Annotated in this window: 22 protein-coding genes and 2 tRNA genes; 17 read left to right on the top strand and 7 right to left on the bottom strand. The window is 55.8% G+C overall.

Annotation, left to right across the window (positions count from 1 at the left end):
* The first annotated feature begins 55 nt into the window (after positions 1 to 55).
* The gene (locus OYT1_RS08855) at positions 56 to 1,048 is read left to right on the top strand and encodes a chorismate transformation enzyme, FkbO/Hyg5 family (protein ID WP_062626015.1); all 993 of its coding nucleotides are present in this window, start codon (positions 56 to 58) and stop codon (positions 1,046 to 1,048) included.
* A gap of 38 nt (positions 1,049 to 1,086) precedes the next feature.
* On the opposite strand, the gene OYT1_RS08850 is transcribed toward OYT1_RS08855, so the two are convergent.
* Together OYT1_RS08850 and OYT1_RS08845 are read right to left on the bottom strand one after the other, a co-directional pair.
* A tRNA-Cys gene (locus OYT1_RS08850) sits at positions 1,087 to 1,160 on the bottom strand.
* 57 nt (positions 1,161 to 1,217) lie between these two features.
* Positions 1,218 to 1,293: transfer RNA gene (locus OYT1_RS08845), tRNA-Gly, on the bottom strand.
* Between the two features lie 141 nt (positions 1,294 to 1,434).
* On the opposite strand from OYT1_RS08845, the gene OYT1_RS08840 reads away from it, so the two are divergent.
* The 6 genes from OYT1_RS08840 (at position 1,435) to rlmD (ending at position 6,545) form a co-directional block, all read left to right on the top strand.
* Positions 1,435 to 3,414 (top strand): translocation/assembly module TamB domain-containing protein, encoded by a 1,980-nt coding sequence (locus tag OYT1_RS08840; RefSeq protein ID WP_062626014.1) that lies wholly within the window; start codon positions 1,435 to 1,437, stop codon positions 3,412 to 3,414.
* Positions 3,415 to 3,424: 10 nt separating this feature from the next.
* Positions 3,425 to 3,595 (top strand): hypothetical protein, encoded by a 171-nt coding sequence (locus OYT1_RS13680; RefSeq protein ID WP_172588529.1) that lies wholly within the window; start codon positions 3,425 to 3,427, stop codon positions 3,593 to 3,595.
* Positions 3,592 to 4,008: a YdbL family protein gene (locus tag OYT1_RS08835; protein ID WP_062626013.1), complete on the top strand. Its 417-nt coding sequence runs from the start codon at positions 3,592 to 3,594 to the stop codon at positions 4,006 to 4,008. The genes OYT1_RS13680 and OYT1_RS08835 overlap by 4 nt, the downstream gene beginning before the upstream one ends.
* Positions 4,009 to 4,069: 61 nt before the next feature.
* On the top strand, positions 4,070 to 4,846 hold the full coding sequence (locus OYT1_RS08830; protein WP_062626012.1) for a 3'-5' exonuclease: 777 nt from the start codon (positions 4,070 to 4,072) through the stop codon (positions 4,844 to 4,846).
* Between the two features lies 1 nt (position 4,847).
* The gene (locus OYT1_RS08825; protein WP_062626011.1) at positions 4,848 to 5,225 is read left to right on the top strand and encodes a VanZ family protein; all 378 of its coding nucleotides are present in this window, start codon (positions 4,848 to 4,850) and stop codon (positions 5,223 to 5,225) included.
* 6 nt (positions 5,226 to 5,231) lie between these two features.
* The gene (gene rlmD / locus OYT1_RS08820) at positions 5,232 to 6,545 is read left to right on the top strand and encodes a 23S rRNA (uracil(1939)-C(5))-methyltransferase RlmD (RefSeq protein WP_062626010.1); all 1,314 of its coding nucleotides are present in this window, start codon (positions 5,232 to 5,234) and stop codon (positions 6,543 to 6,545) included.
* A gap of 43 nt (positions 6,546 to 6,588) precedes the next feature.
* Here the strand turns inward: rlmD and dksA are convergent, their stop codons facing one another.
* The 5 genes from dksA to OYT1_RS08795 form a co-directional block, all read right to left on the bottom strand.
* Positions 6,589 to 7,008: an RNA polymerase-binding protein DksA gene (dksA, locus tag OYT1_RS08815; RefSeq protein ID WP_062626009.1), complete on the bottom strand. Its 420-nt coding sequence runs from the start codon at positions 7,006 to 7,008 to the stop codon at positions 6,589 to 6,591.
* Between the two features lie 87 nt (positions 7,009 to 7,095).
* The gene (locus tag OYT1_RS08810) at positions 7,096 to 7,599 is read right to left on the bottom strand and encodes a dihydrofolate reductase (RefSeq protein ID WP_062626008.1); all 504 of its coding nucleotides are present in this window, start codon (positions 7,597 to 7,599) and stop codon (positions 7,096 to 7,098) included.
* 19 nt (positions 7,600 to 7,618) lie between these two features.
* A complete protein-coding gene (gene rho, locus OYT1_RS08805) occupies positions 7,619 to 8,875 on the bottom strand; it encodes a transcription termination factor Rho (protein WP_062626007.1) in 1,257 nt (418 codons plus the stop codon).
* Positions 8,876 to 9,008: 133 nt separating this feature from the next.
* The gene (trxA, locus tag OYT1_RS08800) at positions 9,009 to 9,335 is read right to left on the bottom strand and encodes a thioredoxin TrxA (RefSeq protein ID WP_062626006.1); all 327 of its coding nucleotides are present in this window, start codon (positions 9,333 to 9,335) and stop codon (positions 9,009 to 9,011) included.
* Positions 9,336 to 9,434: 99 nt separating this feature from the next.
* Positions 9,435 to 10,019, bottom strand: a complete 585-nt coding sequence (locus OYT1_RS08795) for a Maf family protein (protein ID WP_408608768.1) — start codon at positions 10,017 to 10,019, stop codon at positions 9,435 to 9,437.
* A gap of 54 nt (positions 10,020 to 10,073) precedes the next feature.
* On the opposite strand from OYT1_RS08795, the gene OYT1_RS08790 reads away from it, so the two are divergent.
* The 10 genes from OYT1_RS08790 (at position 10,074) to mltG (ending at position 17,958) form a co-directional block, all read left to right on the top strand.
* Positions 10,074 to 10,562, top strand: coding sequence for a YceD family protein (locus tag OYT1_RS08790; protein ID WP_062626004.1), 489 nt, complete (start codon positions 10,074 to 10,076; stop codon positions 10,560 to 10,562).
* 24 nt (positions 10,563 to 10,586) lie between these two features.
* Positions 10,587 to 10,766, top strand: coding sequence for a 50S ribosomal protein L32 (gene rpmF, locus OYT1_RS08785; protein ID WP_062626003.1), 180 nt, complete (start codon positions 10,587 to 10,589; stop codon positions 10,764 to 10,766).
* Between the two features lie 80 nt (positions 10,767 to 10,846).
* Entirely contained in the window at positions 10,847 to 11,878 is a 1,032-nt protein-coding gene (plsX, locus tag OYT1_RS08780; protein ID WP_062626002.1) for a phosphate acyltransferase PlsX, read from the top strand.
* Positions 11,878 to 12,837 (top strand): beta-ketoacyl-ACP synthase III, encoded by a 960-nt coding sequence (locus tag OYT1_RS08775; protein ID WP_062626001.1) that lies wholly within the window; start codon positions 11,878 to 11,880, stop codon positions 12,835 to 12,837. The genes plsX and OYT1_RS08775 overlap by 1 nt, the downstream gene beginning before the upstream one ends.
* A gap of 73 nt (positions 12,838 to 12,910) precedes the next feature.
* Positions 12,911 to 13,843, top strand: coding sequence for an ACP S-malonyltransferase (gene fabD, locus OYT1_RS08770; RefSeq protein WP_062626000.1), 933 nt, complete (start codon positions 12,911 to 12,913; stop codon positions 13,841 to 13,843).
* 10 nt (positions 13,844 to 13,853) lie between these two features.
* A complete protein-coding gene (gene fabG, locus OYT1_RS08765) occupies positions 13,854 to 14,597 on the top strand; it encodes a 3-oxoacyl-ACP reductase FabG (RefSeq protein ID WP_062625999.1) in 744 nt (247 codons plus the stop codon).
* 79 nt (positions 14,598 to 14,676) lie between these two features.
* Positions 14,677 to 14,913, top strand: a complete 237-nt coding sequence (gene acpP, locus OYT1_RS08760) for an acyl carrier protein (RefSeq protein WP_062625998.1) — start codon at positions 14,677 to 14,679, stop codon at positions 14,911 to 14,913.
* A gap of 35 nt (positions 14,914 to 14,948) precedes the next feature.
* A complete protein-coding gene (gene fabF / locus OYT1_RS08755) occupies positions 14,949 to 16,181 on the top strand; it encodes a beta-ketoacyl-ACP synthase II (protein ID WP_062625997.1) in 1,233 nt (410 codons plus the stop codon).
* A gap of 8 nt (positions 16,182 to 16,189) precedes the next feature.
* Positions 16,190 to 16,996 carry an aminodeoxychorismate lyase gene (gene pabC, locus OYT1_RS08750; RefSeq protein ID WP_062625996.1) on the top strand — a complete coding sequence of 269 codons (807 nt, stop codon included), beginning with the start codon at positions 16,190 to 16,192 and terminating at the stop codon, positions 16,994 to 16,996.
* Entirely contained in the window at positions 16,993 to 17,958 is a 966-nt protein-coding gene (gene mltG / locus OYT1_RS08745) for an endolytic transglycosylase MltG (RefSeq protein WP_062625995.1), read from the top strand. Before pabC ends, mltG begins: the two co-directional genes overlap by 4 nt.
* Positions 17,959 to 17,971 lie beyond the last annotated feature (13 nt).

Raw genomic sequence — 17,971 nt, 5'->3', positions numbered from 1 at the left:
CATCTCAGTGTCGGCATCTCTTAGATAAGTTGAGGCAGTGGACTCGGGTTGTGCGATGAAATTTGGGCTGGACTATTTAACTCCCTTTACGATCAAAGACTATCTCGGTAGGCATGAGGGGCACGTATTGGGAGTGATCGGCTTTGGCTATCCGATTGAGCTACCGGCGACGGCGCGCTCTCCGCTTTGGATCGATATTCCAGTCTTAGATGAAGCGGGCACCAGTTTAGAGGTTTGGGTTAGTAGTGCGCAGGTCAGCTCCTGTGACTATGAGGGTGTCTGCGGGGCGACGGATGGCAATGTCCTTTTTGGTAGCGTGATCTTGCCGCAGAGTTCAGATGAGACCATGCAAATGTTAGCTAAGCAGGCGTATATGCGCATCTTCAGCTTTCTCGATCATCACGCTTATCCTAGTCTGTTGCGAGTCTGGCACTATTTTCCCAAGATCACTGAGGATGAAAATGGTTTGGAGCGCTATCGCGGCTTCAATGTCGGGCGGCATGAGGCTTTCGTCGCTAGTGCGCGTAGTATCAACGAGGAAAGTATTCCGGCTGCAAGCGTGTTGGGAAGTAAGAGTGGCGGGCTTACGGTATATTTCATGGCTGCCAAGCAACCAGGCAAGGCAGTGGAGAATCCGCGTCAAACCAGTGCTTATCACTACCCGCAGCTATTTGGCCCGCGCAGCCCAATTTTTGTGAGAGCTTTGTCTGCGACACTGAGTGGTCAGCAGTGTTTCTTTATCTCAGGTACGGCGAGTATTGTCGGCTATGAGACGGTTCATCAAGGCGATGCTGAAAAGCAGGCTGGTGAGACGTTATTGAATGTGCGCACGCTGTTTCAGCAGATCCCTCTCTACGATGTGACCCATGGGCGTATCTTGCTCAAGGTGTACTTGCGCCATCTGGAGCACTTGGCGATGGTGAAAGCCAAGGTTCGGGAAGAGTTTGGTGATAGAGCGAGCGTGGTTTATTTACATTCGGACATTTGCCGCTCTGATCTGTTGTTAGAGATTGAGGGAGCGTACTTTACAGAGGATGTATCGGTGTGACGCGCTGAGCGGAGGCGTTATCTTGGATATTGAGTTTTTGGAGGTGCGACCCAGAGTCGAACTGGGCTAACCGGATTTGCAATCCGGGGCATAACCGCTTTGCTATCGCACCGCAGAGAGTACTGCTAGAAAAACTTTTGGGAAAGCCGTTAAGCTTTCCCAAGTAATTTGGAGCGGGAAAAGAGACTCGAACTCTCGACCTATACCTTGGCAAGGTATCGCTCTACCAACTGAGCTATTCCCGCGAATCACTCCGTAACAACGAAGTGCGCGCATTATATGGTTTTTCAAAAATGTGTCAAGAAAAAGTGAGGGGATTTTTTTCTGTCCGATTGTTTGACCCATTTCTCGGTTCATGCGTCGGTCATCTTGGGTAAGATGGATCCATGTTTACTTACTTGCGTTGGCTGCTATTCCTGCTTGTCTGGTCGGCTGCCACTTCAGTCGTCCATGCTGCCAGTCTTGCTTTGAGTATCGCCGACATCAGTGCGGACACGTTTTCTGCGCGCGATGTGCGACTCACATTCCCTCTCGGGGGTGGTGCTGATCTCACCTTGGGCGAACTGAGTATTCAGGGGCGGATGTGGCGGAACCTAGGCTTGCACTGTGCCCACTTCGATTTTGATGGCCGAGCATTCGCTTGCCAGCGCGGCAGCTTACCGGGCAAATCAGCGGTATCTGTCGAATTCAACTTCGACCTGCTACATCAGCAGTTGGAACTGTCGCTAAAGGAGGGGGGGGGGAGTTGGCTGGTGACAGCCGAATTCGGCACACCACGCTGGAAAATCGCGATGGACTTGCATCATGCGCAGGCCAAGCGTTTGGCTGACTTTCTGCCTGCCTCCATGCCGCAGCCGAGTCAGGGGAGGCTGGATGGAACGCTCCGAGCTAGTGGTGATGCTGCCGGACTCCGTTCGCTAGAGTCAGATATTCAATTATCCGAAATGGCTTTCAGCGATGCTGCCGGCGTGCATGCCGCCGAGGGATTGGCTGGCAGATTGCAGGTTTATGCTACGAATAGCGGCGGACGTTGGGCGTGGAAGGGCAATTTGGAATGGCAAGGCGGCGAACTGTTCTGGCAACCGCTCTACCTGCGTGGTGGACATCGCTTGCAGGCGGCAGGCACAGTCCACGGGGATCACGTCGAAATCACCCAGGCAACCGCGAATCTGGCCGAAGTTGGAGAGTTCAAGCTGGCTGGCATTTGGAACGAACAAAGCAAGTCGCTGGAAAGCTGTGACCTACAAGGTCAGCAGATTGCATTGGCTCCATTGTTTGCTTCATGGATCAAGCCACTATCGGAAAAGAGTACACTGGCGACGGCTGAGCTATCCGGTCACGCTGACGTGGATTGGCGCTATCGTGCTGGCGCGACCGAGTCATTAAATCTCAATCTATACGATGCTGGCATCGCTGATTCCGAGCACCACTATGGCTTGCGCGGGGTCAATGCTGCGATTCCTTGGCAGGCAAATGCTGAAACGCAGGCGAATATCCGTTGGGTGGGCGGTGAGCTGCTCAAGGTGCCACTGGGAGCGACGCAGCTGACTATTACGATGCGCGGGCTGGAGCTGACGCTCGCTGCCGCAACGTTACCCATCCTAGATGGGGCACTCTCGTTACGAGACTTCCATCTCCACCAAGAAGGCGATGCTTGGCATTGGAGTTTTGCGGGTAATCTGGCGCCGATTTCAATGCAACCATTGAGCGTGGCGCTCGGGTTGCCCGAGATGCACGGTACGTTGTCTGGCATGATCCCCCAAGTGAGCTACGTTGATGGGGTGATGAGGGTGGATGGCGCGCTGCTTTTTCGAGTTTTTGACGGCACCATCGTGGCGAACCAGTTGCAGCTTCACGACGCTTTCGGGCGTGCGCCACGACTGAGTGGCAATCTAGATATGCGTGGCTTGGACTTGGATCTGCTCACTCGTACATTTTCCTTTGGCAACATCCAAGGCAAGCTTGATGTTAGCGTCAACGATCTGGAACTGGCGAATTGGCAGCCAGTGCGTTTCGATGCCAAGGTGGTCAGCAGTCCCGGTAGCTACCGTAAAAAGATCAGCCAGAAGGCGGTGGAGAATATTTCGTCACTCGGTGGCTCCGGAGCAACGGCAGCGTTGCAGCGCAGCTTCCTGCGGGTGTTCGAGAACTTCGGCTACCACGAGATTGGTCTGAGCTGTGTGCTGCGCAATGGCGTGTGCCAGATGGGCGGCGTGGCGAACAGCAAGGATGGCTACGTCATCGTACAGGGCGGAGGCATACCAGCTATCACTGTGATGGGCTACAATCGCGCCGTGGGTTGGGACGAACTGCTGGCGCGCTTGAAGCGCGTGATGCAGGACAATGTGCAGGCAGTAGTCAAATGAAGGAGCTCGAATGAAGAACTGGATCGCGATACCTTTGGCGGGTGCAGTCTTGACCGCCTGCGTCACCATTAACATCTATTTCCCCGCAGCAGCAGCGGAAAAAGCGGCAGACAAGATCATCGACGAAGTTTGGCAAACACAGCGTCCTGCTCAGGACGTGAAGAAGGAGGAGACGAAATGAATCGCTTACTGAAGTATTGCCTAGCTATTCTAGCGTTGTGTTTCTCGGTCACCGCGATGGCGCAAGCCGATCTTGAAGTGAATACGCCCGGCATCGTCGCGCTGAAACAGTCCATGCAGGCTCGCCATGCTCAGTTGGCAGGCTTGTATGCCAGCGGTGCAGTCGGTCTGACGGCAGATGGTCTGATCGCCGTGCACGATGCTAGCGCTGTGCCTTTGGCGCAACGTCAGGCGGTGAATGGCTTGGTTGCTGCCGAGAATCAGGATCGCAATGGTCTGTACGCTGAGATCGCCCGTGCGAACGGGCACCCCGAGTGGCTGGCCGAGATACGCAGCACCTTCGCGCAACGCTGGATCCAACGCGCCCAAGCGGGCTGGTGGGTGCAGAGCGGCGGTGCTTGGTCGAAAAAATAATCCATCCTTGAATTGAATAGACTCGCCTTCCCCTGTTCAGTGGAGGGCGACGGAACCGTACATGACTCCCACCCTAGTGTTTGACATCGAAACCATCCCCGATATCGCGGGCTTGCGCACCCTGTATGAGGTCGATAGTGCTGTCAGTGATACCGAAGTCGCCGAGATGGCATTTCAGATGCGTCGCCAGAGGACGGGCAGCGATTTCTTGCAACATCATTTGCAACGGGTGGTGGCGATCTCCTGCACCTTGCGCGAGGGCGACAGCTTTCGCGTGTGGACGTTGGGCGGCTTGGAGGAGGGCGAAGGCAGCCTGGTCCAGCGCTTCTTCGACGGCATCGAGAAATACACTCCGCAACTGGTGAGCTGGAACGGCGGCGGCTTCGACCTGCCAGTGCTGCACTATCGCGGCCTGATCCACGGAGTACAAAGTCCGCGCTACTGGGATATGGGCGAGGATGACCGCGAGTTCAAGTGGAACAACTACATCAGTCGCTACCACACGCGTCACCTTGATCTGATGGATCTGCTGGCGATGTACACCGGGCGTGCTAACGCGCCGTTGGATGAATTGGCTAAGCTGATCGGCTTCCCCGGCAAGCTGGGTATGGATGGCAGTAAGGTGTGGGAGGCGTATCAGCAAGGTCGTCTCGCCGAGATACGCAACTACTGTGAGACCGATGTGGTGAACACCTGGCTGGTCTATCTGCGCTTTCAGCTGATGCGCGGGCAACTCACCCGCGAACAGTATCAGCGGGAATGTGATTTGGTACGCGCCACGCTAGGCAAGCAGGAGGCGCCGCACTGGCAAGAGTATCTGGCTGCTTGGCCTGTTTGAGATGATGACTATTCGCAAGATTTGGCTAGCCTTGGGCTGGCTGTGGGTGGCGGTTATCTTCTACCTTTCGTTGACACCGCACCCGCCTGAGCCAGTTCATTTCTGGAGCGTGGATAAGTTGGAACACGCACTAGCTTACGCACTACTGATGCTGTGGTTCTGTCAGCTTGAGTATTTGCGGGTGCGGCTGGTCGTGGTGTTCGTTGCGATGGGTGTCGGCATCGAGTTCTTGCAGGGTATGACAGGCTATCGCTACTTCGAGTATGCCGATATGTTGGCGAATAGCGCCGGCGTGTTGCTGGGGTGGTGGCTGGCAGGTCGCTCGGCTGGACGGATTTTATTGTGGATAGAGGCTGCGACAGCGCAGCTAAAACGGTAGGGAATCATGGCGGAAATACATCAGGTAGCGGTTGAGTCGCTCGACTACGAAGGGCGTGGAGTTGCGCGGTACGAAGGAAAAACGATCTTCATCGAAGGTGCCTTGCCGGGCGAGCGCGTGACGTATTCATCCTATCGCAAGAAGCCGAATTTCGAGATGGCGCAGATCGGCCAGATTTTTAAATCATCGTTCATGCGCGTTCAGCCCAAGTGTCAGCACTTCGGTGTGTGTGGTGGCTGCTCGATGCAGCATCAGGACGCGCGTGGCCAAGTTGCGGCCAAGCAGCGCATTCTGGAAGACAATCTGTGGCACATCGGCAAGGTCAAGGCAGAGACTATCTTGCCGCCTATGCACGGGCTGATTTGGGGCTATCGCCAGCGTGCGCGGCTATCGGTGAAGCACGTCATCAAAAAGAACAAGACCATCGTCGGGTTCCACGAAAAACGCAGTAGCTATGTGGCCGATATGACCCACTGCGAAATCTTGCCGCCCAAGATCGGCTACATGCTGACGGACTTGGTGCAGCTGATGGACAGACTTTCTATTCGTGACAAGCTGCCGCAGATTGAGGTGGCTTGCGGCGACAACGTCGATGCGCTGGTGCTGCGCATCCTAGAGCCACTTAGCCGTCAGGATGAAGTCGAACTGCGCGCTTTCGCTGACGAGTTCAAGGTGCAGTTCTGGACGCAGACCAAGGGGCCGGAAACGGTACAGCCGTTCTATCCGCTGGACGCGCCTGCGCTGACTTACACCTTGCCTGAGTTCGGCATCGAGATGCCGTTCGCACCGACTGAGTTCACCCAAGTGAATCACCAGCTTAATCGGGTGATGGTGCATCGCGCTATACGACTGCTGGCACCACAGGCAGGCGAACGCATTGCCGATTTCTTCTGTGGTTTGGGCAATTTCACGCTGCCGATTGCACGCAGCGGCGCTCAGGTGTTGGGTATCGAGGGAAGTGCAGCGCTGGTGAAACGTGCCGCGCAGAATGCTGCGCACAATGGTTTGTCGGCAAATACCGATTTCATGGCGATGAATTTGTTCGAGATGGACGAGGTTGCTTTGGTCAGACTAGGCAAGTTCGACCGTTGGCTGATCGACCCGCCGCGAGATGGAGCCATTGAACTGGTCAAGGCGATCACGCCAGAGACCGCGCCTAAGCGCATCGTCTATGTGAGCTGTAATCCAGCGACGCTGGCGCGTGATGCAGGCCTGCTGGTGCAAAACCATGGCTACAAGTTGAGTGAAGCAGGTGTGATGAATATGTTTCCGCATACCTCGCACGTCGAGTCGATCGCCTTGTTTGTGCGGGAGGATTGATTACAGGCCGCGTTCTGCGGCCTGTCTATTTGATGCGTGCGATTTAGCGCGCCATCTGTTTTTCGCGGATTTCTTCCAGCGTTTTGCAGTCGATACAGAGTGTGGCAGTCGGGCGGGCTTCCAAGCGGCTTAGGCCGATTTCGATGCCACATTTGTCGCAATAGCCGTAGTCGCCCTCGTCGATGCGAATCAGAATCTTGTCGATGTTCTTGATAAGCTTGCGTTCGCGGTCGCGGTTGCGTAGCTCCAAGCTCATGTCAGACTCTTGGCTAGCACGGTCGTTCGGGTCGGCGAACACGGTGGCTTCGTCCTGCATGGTATGCACGGTGCGGTCGATGTCTTGGCTAAGTTCAGTTTTGATGCCGTTCAGCATGGTGCGGAAGTGCTCAAGCTGAGCTGGGCTCATATAGGCTTCACCCTTCTTGGGTTTGTACGGGGCAACAGGCTTGCTGGGTTGAGGCATTTACGTCTCCAGAATCAGGGGAATTTACAAAACGCGCTTTATTAACAGAATCCTCTTTGTGGTGCAAGAAGATTCGCTTTCGTGCCGCTAATTAGTCGGCTTTCTACGGTACGTCACAAAATCGTAGTGCAACGGCTGAGGGGTTTCCTGCGCGCTGCTCCTACGCTCGGTTTCTATCCACTCTGTGCGAGAAAAAGAGGGGAAGTAGGCATCGCCGTCAACGATTTGGTCGATCTCGGTGATGAAGAGTGTCTCGACCAGTGGCAATGCCTGAGCATACAGCTCCGCCCCGCCCACAATGAAGGCAGAGTTATCACCATTGCAGGCGTCGATTGCTTGCTGCAATGAGTGAGCTGCAATACAGCCTTCCGCCGACCATGTGGTATTTCGTGTCACTACAACAGTAGTCCGTCCCGGCAATGCTTTGCCGATCGAATCAAAGGTTTTTCGCCCCATGATGAGGTGATGCCCCATAGTCAGTGCCTTGAAGTGCTTCAGGTCTTCTGGGCAGCGCCAAGGCAGGGTATTATTGATGCCGATGGTGCGGTTCTGCGCCATCGCCACCACGATCGCCAAAGAGGGGCGGTTCATCGCTTCGATCAGGTGCGGATTAACGGCGCATCGAATCGAAGAAGTCGGCGTTGTTCTTGGTCGCCTTGATCTTGTCGAGCAGGAATTCCATCGCGTCCAATTCGTCCATCGGGTAGAGCAGCTTGCGTAGCACCCAGATGCGTTGCAGGATGTCGGCCTTGATCAGTAGCTCTTCCTTGCGGGTTCCGGAACGGTTGACGTTGATCGCTGGGTAGATGCGCTTCTCGGCCATGCGGCGATCCAGATGGATCTCCATGTTGCCGGTACCCTTGAATTCTTCGTAGATCACGTCGTCCATACGGCTGCCGGTATCGACCAGCGCGGTAGCGATGATGGTCAGCGAGCCTCCCTCTTCGATGTTGCGCGCCGCGCCGAAGAAACGCTTGGGTTTTTGCAGCGCATTGGCATCGACGCCGCCGGTCAATACTTTGCCGGAGGAGGGGATGACGGTGTTGTAGGCGCGCGCCAAGCGAGTGATCGAGTCGAGCAGGATGATGACATCTTTTTTGTGTTCGACTAAGCGCTTGGCTTTTTCCAGCACCATTTCAGCGACCTGTACGTGACGGGTGGCGGGCTCGTCGAAAGTGGAGGCGACTACCTCTCCGCGCACGGTTCGGGTCATTTCCGTCACCTCTTCAGGGCGCTCATCGATCAATAGTACGATCAAGGTTGCATCGGGATTGTTCGCCGAAATGGAGTGTGCGATGTGTTGCAGCATCACCGTCTTGCCGGACTTGGGCGAGGCGACCAGCAAGCCGCGCTGTCCCTTGCCGATGGGAGCGACGATGTCGATGATGCGTCCGGTGATGTTCTCCTCGGACTTGATATCACGCTCCAGCTTGAGCGGTTCTCTTGGGAAAAGCGGCGTCAGGTTCTCGAACAGGATCTTGTTTTTGGCGTTCTCTGGCGGTTCGCTATTGACCCGATCGACCTTGACTAGAGCTACGTAACGCTCGCCATCCTTGGGCGTGCGAATCTCGCCTTCGATCGAGTCGCCTGTGTGCAAGTTAAAGCGGCGGATCTGGCTGGGGCTGACATAGATGTCGTCTGGGCCTGCCAGATATGAGGTGTCTGGCGAACGTAGGAATCCGAAGCCGTCCGGCAGCACTTCTAGTGTACCGTCGCCGAAGATGCTTTCGCCCTTCTTGGCTTGGTTCTTCAGCAAGGCGAAGATCAGATCTTGCTTGCGCATACGATTGGCGTTGTCGATGGAGTTGGCGACGGCCATTTCGACGAGTTCAGTGACGTGCTTGGTCTTGAGGTCGGATAAGTGCATGGTGTGGGTATGGATGGAGGCTACTTAGGTTGAAACCGGGGAATGGTGAATCAGACGGGAAGCGCCCGCATTGCCGCTGTTTGTATTGGTTTGGTCGTGCAGCGGGGTGAATGCAGGCGCGAGGTTAAATGGTTCAGATGTGGCTGTCAATGAAAGCAGTGAGTTGCGACTTGGATAAAGCGCCAACCTTGGTGGCTTCGATGTTGCCATTCTTGAATAACATCAATGTGGGGATGCCGCGGATGCCGTATTTCTGAGGCGTGGCTTGGTTTTCGTCCACGTTTAGTTTGGCCACGGCCAGACGGCCGGCGTAATCTTTGGCGACTTCTTCCAGAATCGGGGCGATCATGCGGCAAGGGCCGCACCATTCTGCCCAGTAATCAACTAGTACGGGGATCGGTGATTGCAACACGTCAGCTGCAAAGCTCTGGTCTGTCACATAACTAATGTGCTCACTCATGATTTTTCTCGCTTATTTCTAGGGTTGTTTGGGGTGTTGCTAGATGGAAGTTTCGTAATCAGTTGGCATCCTAACTAAAATCAGGCGGCGTGTGAAGCATTAAAATAGGCTGACGCCCTGATTTTTTAGCATGGAGATTAGCAGGATCAATGGTAGGCCGACCAATGCGTTAGGATCGTCGCCCTCCATGCGTTGGATGAGGGCGATGCCTAGCCCTTCAGACTTGGCGCTGCCGGCGCAGTTGTAGGGTTGCTCTAAGTGTAGGTAGGACTCAATTTCTTCGTCGCTAAGTTGGCGGAAGCTGACGCGATTCTCGGCTACTTCAGTCTGTATCTCGCCGTTGCGGGCATTGAGTAAAGTGAGTGCGGTATAAAAAACGACGGTTTTGCCGCGCATGGCTTGTAACTGGCGTACGGCGTTGTCGTGATTGCCAGGTTTGCCGATCTGCTGGCCATCAAGTAGTGCCACTTGATCGGATCCGATGATCAGGGCATTCGGGAAGCGGCTGGCGACAGCCAGCGCTTTTTCGTGCGACAAGCGGCGCGAAGTTTCGCGGGCAGACTCGCCGAGCAACGGCGTTTCGTCCACATCGGGCGCAGCGGTCTCAAACGGAATGCGCAGGCGCGACAGGAGTTCGCAACGGTAAGGGGAGGTCGAGGCAAGAACAAGCGGCTGAGAATTCAAAATTTTTCCGTGATTTTTGACAGGGGAGGGCGAAATATATATCATGCGCGCCTCATGTTTGCACAGCCTTTCATCGATAGTCTGGAATTTGCCCGTCAAGGCAAGGAGTTACGCGGTGAGTTGCCGGTTTCTGCGTTGTCGCGTCTGCAGGATGTATTGGCTACGCAGGAAGGAAACATCGTTTTTCATCTGCGCGGCTTCCAGAGTAAAGACGAGAAGCTCATGCTGGAGTTGTTGCTGGAAGGTGGTTGTCAGCCCCGCTGCCAGCGTTGCTTAGAAGCGATGACTTTCCCTGTGTTGCTGATGTCGCGTTTGCATTTGGCGGAAGGCGAGCTGGATGAGTTTGCAGATGAGGACGAAGAGTTCGATAGTATCGCTGCGTCACCACAGTTAGATGTGGCAGGATTGATCGAGGATGAATTATTGTTGGCGTTGCCATTCGCCCCGCGCCATGCCGAGGGTGAATGTGAGGCGAATAGTGCGGGATTGAGTCGGCCGGAAGCGAATCCGTTTGCTGTGCTGGCAGGATTGAAGAGTAAGTAGTTTATTTATTTTTAGGAGTACGAAATGGCAGTTCAGCAGAATAAGAAGTCCCCATCCAAGCGTGGGATGCACCGTGCGCATGATTTCCTGACCAGCCCGGCGACAGCGATTGAGCCATCCACTGGTGAAACTCATTTGCGTCACCACATCAGCCCGACAGGTTTCTATCGCGGCAAGAAGGTCGTTAAGACCAAGGGTGATTGATTCCCACCGTTTCGCTGAGCCCGGTCGTTGCGTAGCAGGCCGGGCTTTGTTCTGTCTATTGAATCTGGGAGTGCTGTAAAGTGGGGGTTACCTTAGCGATTGATGCCATGGGTGGTGATCATGGTAGCAAAGTCACCGTACCCGCTGCTGTTCAGTATTTACAGCAGCATCCAGAAGACACCATCATTCTAGTGGGCTTAGAGGTGGAGATTCAGGCTGAACTTCAGGTATTGAATGTCTCGCAGAGTTCACGCCTGATGGTTCATCACGCGACTGAGGTCGTGGGGATGGATGAGTCGCCGCAGCTGGCTTTGCGCAATAAGAAGCAGTCGTCCATGCGCTTGGCGATCAATCTGGTCAAAGAGGCTCAGGCGGGAGCCTGCGTCAGTGCCGGCAATACGGGGGCGCTGATGGCGACCGCTCGTTACGTGTTGAAGACGTTGCCCGGTATTGATCGTCCGGCGATCGCCTCGTTCCTGCCTACGGTCAAGGGCGAGGTTTGCATGCTCGATCTCGGTGCTAATGTTGATTGCAATGCTGAGCACCTGTTGCAGTTTGCCTTGATGGGATCGACCTTAGTCAGTGCCGTCGATCATATCGACAATCCTTCCGTCGGCTTGTTGAACATCGGTAGCGAAGATATCAAGGGCAACGAAGTGGTTAAGCAGGCGGCCAAGCTGTTGCAGGAAAGCGACCTCAATTTCTACGGTAACGTGGAAGGTAACGACATCTTCAAGGGCATTACCCATGTCGTGGTGTGTGATGGGTTCGTCGGCAATGTGGCGCTGAAGACGACCGAAGGTCTGGCTCAGATGCTAGGCAGTTTTCTGCGCGAGGAATTCAATCGCAACGTGTTTACTAAGGCGATGGCAGCGATTGCGATGCCGGTGCTAAAAGCATTCAAGCATCGCGTCGATCATCGTCGTTATAACGGCGCGAGCTTCTTGGGTTTGCGCGGTATTGTGGTGAAGAGCCACGGTTCAGCTGATATTTACGCTTTCCGTTGTGCCATTGAGCGAGCTGCTGAGGAAGTGCGTGGCGGCATGTTGCAGCATATTAGCGAACACGTCGAGAAGTGGCATCTCGCGCGCCAACCAAAAGAGGTGGCCTGATGTATTCAAGGATTATCGGTACCGGTAGTTATTTGCCCGAAAAAGTGCTGACCAACTACGATCTCGAGAAGATCGTAGATACTACGCACGACTGGATTTTCACCCGTAGCGGCATCGCCGAGCGTCATGTGGCTGCCGAACAGGAGCTGACCAGCGATCTGGCGCTACAGGCGAGTCTGCGCGCGATGGAGATGGCGGGCGTCAAGCCTGAAGACATCGATCTCGTCATCGTCGCTACAACCACGCCCGATCAGATTTTTCCGAGCACCGCCTGCATCTTGCAAGACAAGCTAGGCATTCGTACTGGCGGTGCTGCATTCGATATGCAAGCGGTGTGCGGTGGTTTCGTTTTTGCGCTGAATACGGCAGACCTGTATATCCGTGCTGGGCAAGCGCGGACTGCGCTGGTGGTCGGTGCTGAAGCGCTGACCCGTTTGCTTGACTGGAATGATCGCAGTACCTGCGTATTGTTCGGTGACGGGGCGGGAGCAGTCATTCTGCAAGCGTCAGAAACACCGGGCATACTGGGTGCGAAGCTGCATTCCGATGGTCGCCATCGCGGCATGTTGAAGGCCGATGCGCGCATCGGACACGGCAAGATCGAAGGCTCGCCCTTTATGTACATGGATGGTCAGGCGGTGTTCAAATTCGCAGTCAAAGTGCTGGCGGAAGTGGTCGATGAGCTGCTGGCCGACCTTAAGTTGGGCTATGCCGACATTGATTGGTTGGTGCCCCATCAGGCTAATATTCGTATCATCGAAGCCACCGCCAAGAAGCTCGGCCTCAGCATGGACAAGGTCGTGTTGACCGTCGCTCAGCATGGCAATACGTCCGCTGGCTCGATTCCGCTGGCGTTGGACAGCGCCGTTCGTTCCGGCAAGATCAAACCCGGCCAAAAGGTTTTGCTGGAGGCGGTGGGTGGTGGTTTTGTGTGGGGTGCGGTGCTACTGAGCTGGTGAAGTAGCTGCCCGTCGCTGGTTGACGGGCGTGTTTTAACTGACGACTAATGACTACCAACTAACGACTGTTGTTATGACTAAATTCGCTTTCGTATTTCCCGGGCAAGGTTCCCAATCGCGCGGCATGATGAACGGCTACGCCGATTTCGCTGTGGTGCGTGAGACATTCGCTGAAGCTTCCGACGTGCTGGGTCAAGACTTATGGCAACTGGTCGAGGCAGGCGAGGACGCTGAACTGAATTCCACCGTGAACACGCAGCCGTTGATGTTGACGGCGGGCGTTGCCGTCTGGCGCGCTTGGCAGTCTTTGAATGCACCGCAGCCAGCCGTGTTGGCAGGTCACAGTCTGGGTGAGTACACCGCGCTGGTGGCGGGCGGGGCGATCTGCTTCCGTGATGCACTGCCGTTGGTGCGCTATCGTGCCGAGTGTATGCAGCAAGCGGTGCCGGAAGGTGTGGGTGCCATTGCCGCGATTCTTGGGTTGGATGACGACAGCGTGCGCGCTGTCTGTATCGAAGGCGCGCAAGGTGAGGTGCTGGAAGCGGTGAACTTCAATTCCCCGGGGCAGGTGGTGATCGCGGGCAACCGTGCTGCGGTGGAGCGTGGCATGGAGCTGGCTAAGGCTAAGGGCGCGAAACGCGCCATCATGTTGCCGATGAGTGTGCCATCGCATTGCGCGCTTCTCAAGGGTGCGGCTGAGCGTCTTCGTAGTTATCTGGATGGCGTGGCCGTGCAAGCAGCCAGCATTCCCGTGTTGCACAACGCCGATGTCGCCAGCTATAGCCACGCTGCCAGTATCCGCGACGCGCTGGTGCGTCAGTTGTATTCACCGGTGCGCTGGGTCGAGACGGTGCAGGCATTCGGCGGCATGGGCGTGACGATCAACGCCGAGTGCGCACCGGGCAAGGTTTTGGCGGGCTTGAATAAGCGTATCGATACCAATCAACAAGCGTTGGCGCTCAACGACAGCGCCGCAATTCAGGCAGCGTTGGCTGCGCTGGCATAAGGAGACGAAGATGAGTTTGCAAGGACAGGTTGCACTGGTGACTGGCGCATCGCGCGGCATCGGGCAGGCGATCGCTCTGGAGTTGGGGAGGTTGGGTGCCACCGTGGTTGGTACTGCCACCACTGAAAAGGGTGCGGCGGCTATCGGTGAATATCTGGCGGCGGCAGGTGTCAAGGGGGCTGGTATGGCTCTGAACGTGAATGACGTGGCGCAAGTCGAGCACGTGCTGGGTGCGATTCGTTCTCAGTTCGGCGAGATCGGCATCTTGGTCAACAACGCTGGCATCACTCGCGACAACCTGCTGGCGCGGATGTCGGACGAGGAGTGGGACGACATCATCGCCACCAATCTGACCTCGGTGTTCCGCCTGAGTCGTGCTGTACTGCGTGCCATGATGAAGGCTCGTACCGGTCGTATCATCAATATCTCGTCGGTGGTGGGCAGTATGGGCAATGCAGGGCAAGCCAACTACGCCGCTTCCAAGGCGGGGATGGTTGGCTTTTCCAAGTCGTTGGCACGCGAAGTCGGTAGTCGCAATATCACGGTGAACTGCATCGCCCCAGGGTTCATCGATACTGATATGACCCATGGTTTGAGCGAAGAACAGAAAGCTAAATTGGTTGAGAATGTGCCCCTGCGTCGTCTCGGGCAGGTGTCCGACATCGCTGCCGCAGCTGCGTTTCTAGCTGGCTCCGGTGCGGCCTACATCACCGGAGCGACCCTGCACGTCAATGGCGGCATGGTGATGGAATAAGGTAATTTTGGAAAATGCGGTAAGTTTGGTAGAATGCCGCAGCCTTTTTTAGTTGTTAATTTGAGTTAGGGAGAAATACATGTCTAGCATTGAACAGCGCGTTAAGAAGATTGTTGCCGAGCAACTGGGTGTCAACGAGTCTGAAGTCAAAATCGAATCCTCTTTCGTCAATGACTTGGGTGCAGATTCTCTGGATACCGTTGAGTTGGTGATGGCGCTAGAAGAAGAGTTCGAGTGCGAAATCCCGGACGATCAAGCTGAGAAGATCACTACCGTGCAACAGGCTGTTGACTACGTTAACGCTAATCAAAAGTAACAACCTCTCATTCGGTTGCAGGAACGGAGTCTAGTTTGGCAAGACGCAGAGTAGTTATCACTGGCTTGGGAGCGGTTACCCCAGTTGGTATCGGGGTTGCCGAAACTTGGCAAAATATCGTTAACGGCAAGTCCGGCATCAGCCGGATCGAGCACTTCGACCCGACTGCATTCGCTTGTCAGGTGGCGGGTGAGATCAAAAACTTTGATGTCACCCAGTTCCTGCCCGCCAAGGATGCCCGCCGCATGGGCCGTTTCATCCATTTCGGATTGGCGGCTGGCATCGAAGCCTTCAAGGATTCTGGTCTGGAAGTTACCGAGCAGAATGCTGAGCGCATCGGAGTGAACATCGGCTCCGGCATCGGCGGTTTGCCGATGATCGAAGAGACTCACGACGATTACCTCGCAGCCGGTCCGCGCAAGATCTCACCGTTCTTCATTCCCGGCACTATCATCAACATGATCTCCGGCAACCTGTCCATCATGTTTGGACTGAAAGGGCCGAATCTGGCGGTGGTCACGGCGTGTACCACGGGTACGCATTGCATCGGTGAGTCGGCTCGGATGATCGAGTACGGCGATGCTGATGTGATGGTCGCAGGTGGCGCTGAAGCAACGATTTCTGCGTTGGCGGTGGGCGGTTTCGCTTCTGCTCGTGCACTTTCCACCCGCAATGATGATCCGGCTACGGCTTCTCGTCCTTGGGACAAGGGGCGTGATGGTTTCGTCATGGGCGAGGGCGCGGGCGTGCTGGTGTTGGAAGAGTACGAACATGCCAAGGCACGTGGCGCACGTATCTATGCGGAGCTGGCGGGCTACGGAATGAGTGCCGACGCTTACCACATGACTGCACCGAGCACCGATGGGCCAAAGCGCAGCATGTTGAATGCCTTGCGCAATGCTGAGGTCAATCCTGATCAGGTGCAATACGTCAATGCGCACGGCACTTCTACCCCGCTGGGCGACAAGAATGAGACTGAAGCCATTAAACTGGCTTTTGGCGATCACTCCAGCAAGCTGGTGGTGAACTCGACCAAGTCCATGATCGGTCACTTGCTGGGCGGTGCAGGCGGGATTGAATCCTTATTCTGTGCATTGGCCGTGCATCATCAGGTGTCGCCCCCGACCATCAACATCTTCGAGCAAGATCCCGAGTGCGATCTGGACTATTGTGCCAACACCGCTCGCGATATGAAGATCGATGTGGCGGTCAACAACAACTTCGGCTTCGGTGGAACCAACGGCTCGCTGGTGTTCCGCAAGATCTGATCTGACTCATGCTGATCAACGGCCTGCCCGGTGAATCGATCAGCGCAGCCGACCGTGGCCTGATGTATGGCGACGGCGTCTTTCGCACAATGCGCCTGCTCGACAGGCGCATTGTTCATTGGTCGCACCATTATCAAAAACTCCAGCAAGACTGTGCTGCTTTGCTGCTGCCCTGCCCAGACGTGCATCTGCTCGAAGCCGAGATCGAGCAACTCGCTTGGGAGCAGCCGGATGGTGTAGTGCGTCTGACCCTGACACGGGGCGTGGGCAAGCGCGGCTATGCACCGTCTGATGCGCCCATGCCTACACGTATTTTTAGCTTCTCGCCAGCACCGATCTATCCACCTGAATGGGTGGAGCAGGGCGTGCGCTTGCACCTGTGCCAGTTGCGTCTTGCGGCGCAGCCGCGATTGGCAGGGATCAAGCACCTCAACCGGCTGGAGAACGTGCTGGCCGCTGTCGAGTGGAACGATCCTGCCATTGCGGAAGGCCTGTTGCTGGACGGGGCCGGGCACGTCATCGGCGGTGTGCGTAGCAACGTATTCTGCTGGCACAACGATGTGTTGCTTACGCCCGAGTTGTCGCGCTGCGGTGTCGCCGGAGTACAGCGCCAGCGCATCATCGAATGGGCGCTACAAAGCGGTCAGTCTTTGGAAGTACGAGATATGACCTTGGATGAGGTGCTGACAGCGGACGAGGTGCTGGTGTGCAATAGCGTGTTCGGTCTGTGGCCGGTGCGAGAGCTGGTCGGAAAACACTGGTGCGAGTTTCCACTGGCCCGCCGCTTGGCCGCACAATTGGAATTGGCTGCATGAAGCGCATTCTGTTGTTGATCGTTGTTCTGTGCGGCTTGGCGGGCTATTACGTGATGACGCCGCTGACTTTGGTGCAGGCCCCGATCAGCTTCACGCTCAAGCCCGGTAGCAGCCTGAAGTCTGCCGCTCACCAGATGAGCGAGGCGGGTGTGCTACAACTTGAGCTTCCCTTCACTCTGCTGGCGCGCGCACTCGGCAAGGCGCAGCAGCTCAAGGCGGGTAGTTACGAGCTAACTCGGCCGGTGACGCCTTTGCGTTTGTTGGAGATGTTGAGCAACGGCGAAGTCAGCATGGCGCAGCTCAGTGTGATCGAGGGCTGGAGCTTCCGTCAGTTGCGCACGGCGCTGAATGCCAGCCCAGACGTGGTGCACGACAGTGTGAATCTAAGCGAAGCCGAGATACTGCGCCGCATCGGTGCCAGCGAAACGCAGGCTGAAGGCCTGTTCTTTCCTGATACCTATTTGTTCAGCAAGGGCGAGAGCGACCTAGCAGTGTTGAAGCAGGCCTATCAGGCGATGCAGCGCAATCTGAGTGAACAATGGGAAACGCGCGAGCAGGGACTGCCCTTCGATATGCCGTATCAGGCACTGACACTGGCTTCGATTGTTGAGAAGGAAACAGGTGCACCTTCAGACCGAGCCATGATCGCATCGGTGTTCGAGAACCGTTTGCGCATCGGCATGATGCTGCAAACCGATCCCACGGTGATTTATGGGCTGGGCGAACGCTTCGACGGAAATCTGCGCCGGAAAGATTTGCTGGCCGACACTCCGTACAATACCTACACGCGCGGTGGGCTGACACCGACACCGATCTCGCTGCCTGGCGTGGCCGCGTTGCAAGCAGTGCTGCATCCGGCCAAATCGCAGGCACTCTATTTCGTGGCGCGCGGCGATGGTACGTCAGAGTTTTCAGAGACGCTGGAGCAGCACAATCGTGCAGTCAGCCGTTACCAGAAGTAATGATAGGAAGACT

Source organism: Ferriphaselus amnicola (assembly GCF_000974685.2).
Classification (GTDB): domain Bacteria; phylum Pseudomonadota; class Gammaproteobacteria; order Burkholderiales; family Gallionellaceae; genus Ferriphaselus; species Ferriphaselus amnicola.
Note: the sequence above shows the minus strand (reverse complement) of the source record. Positions and strands in the feature narration are given on the sequence as shown.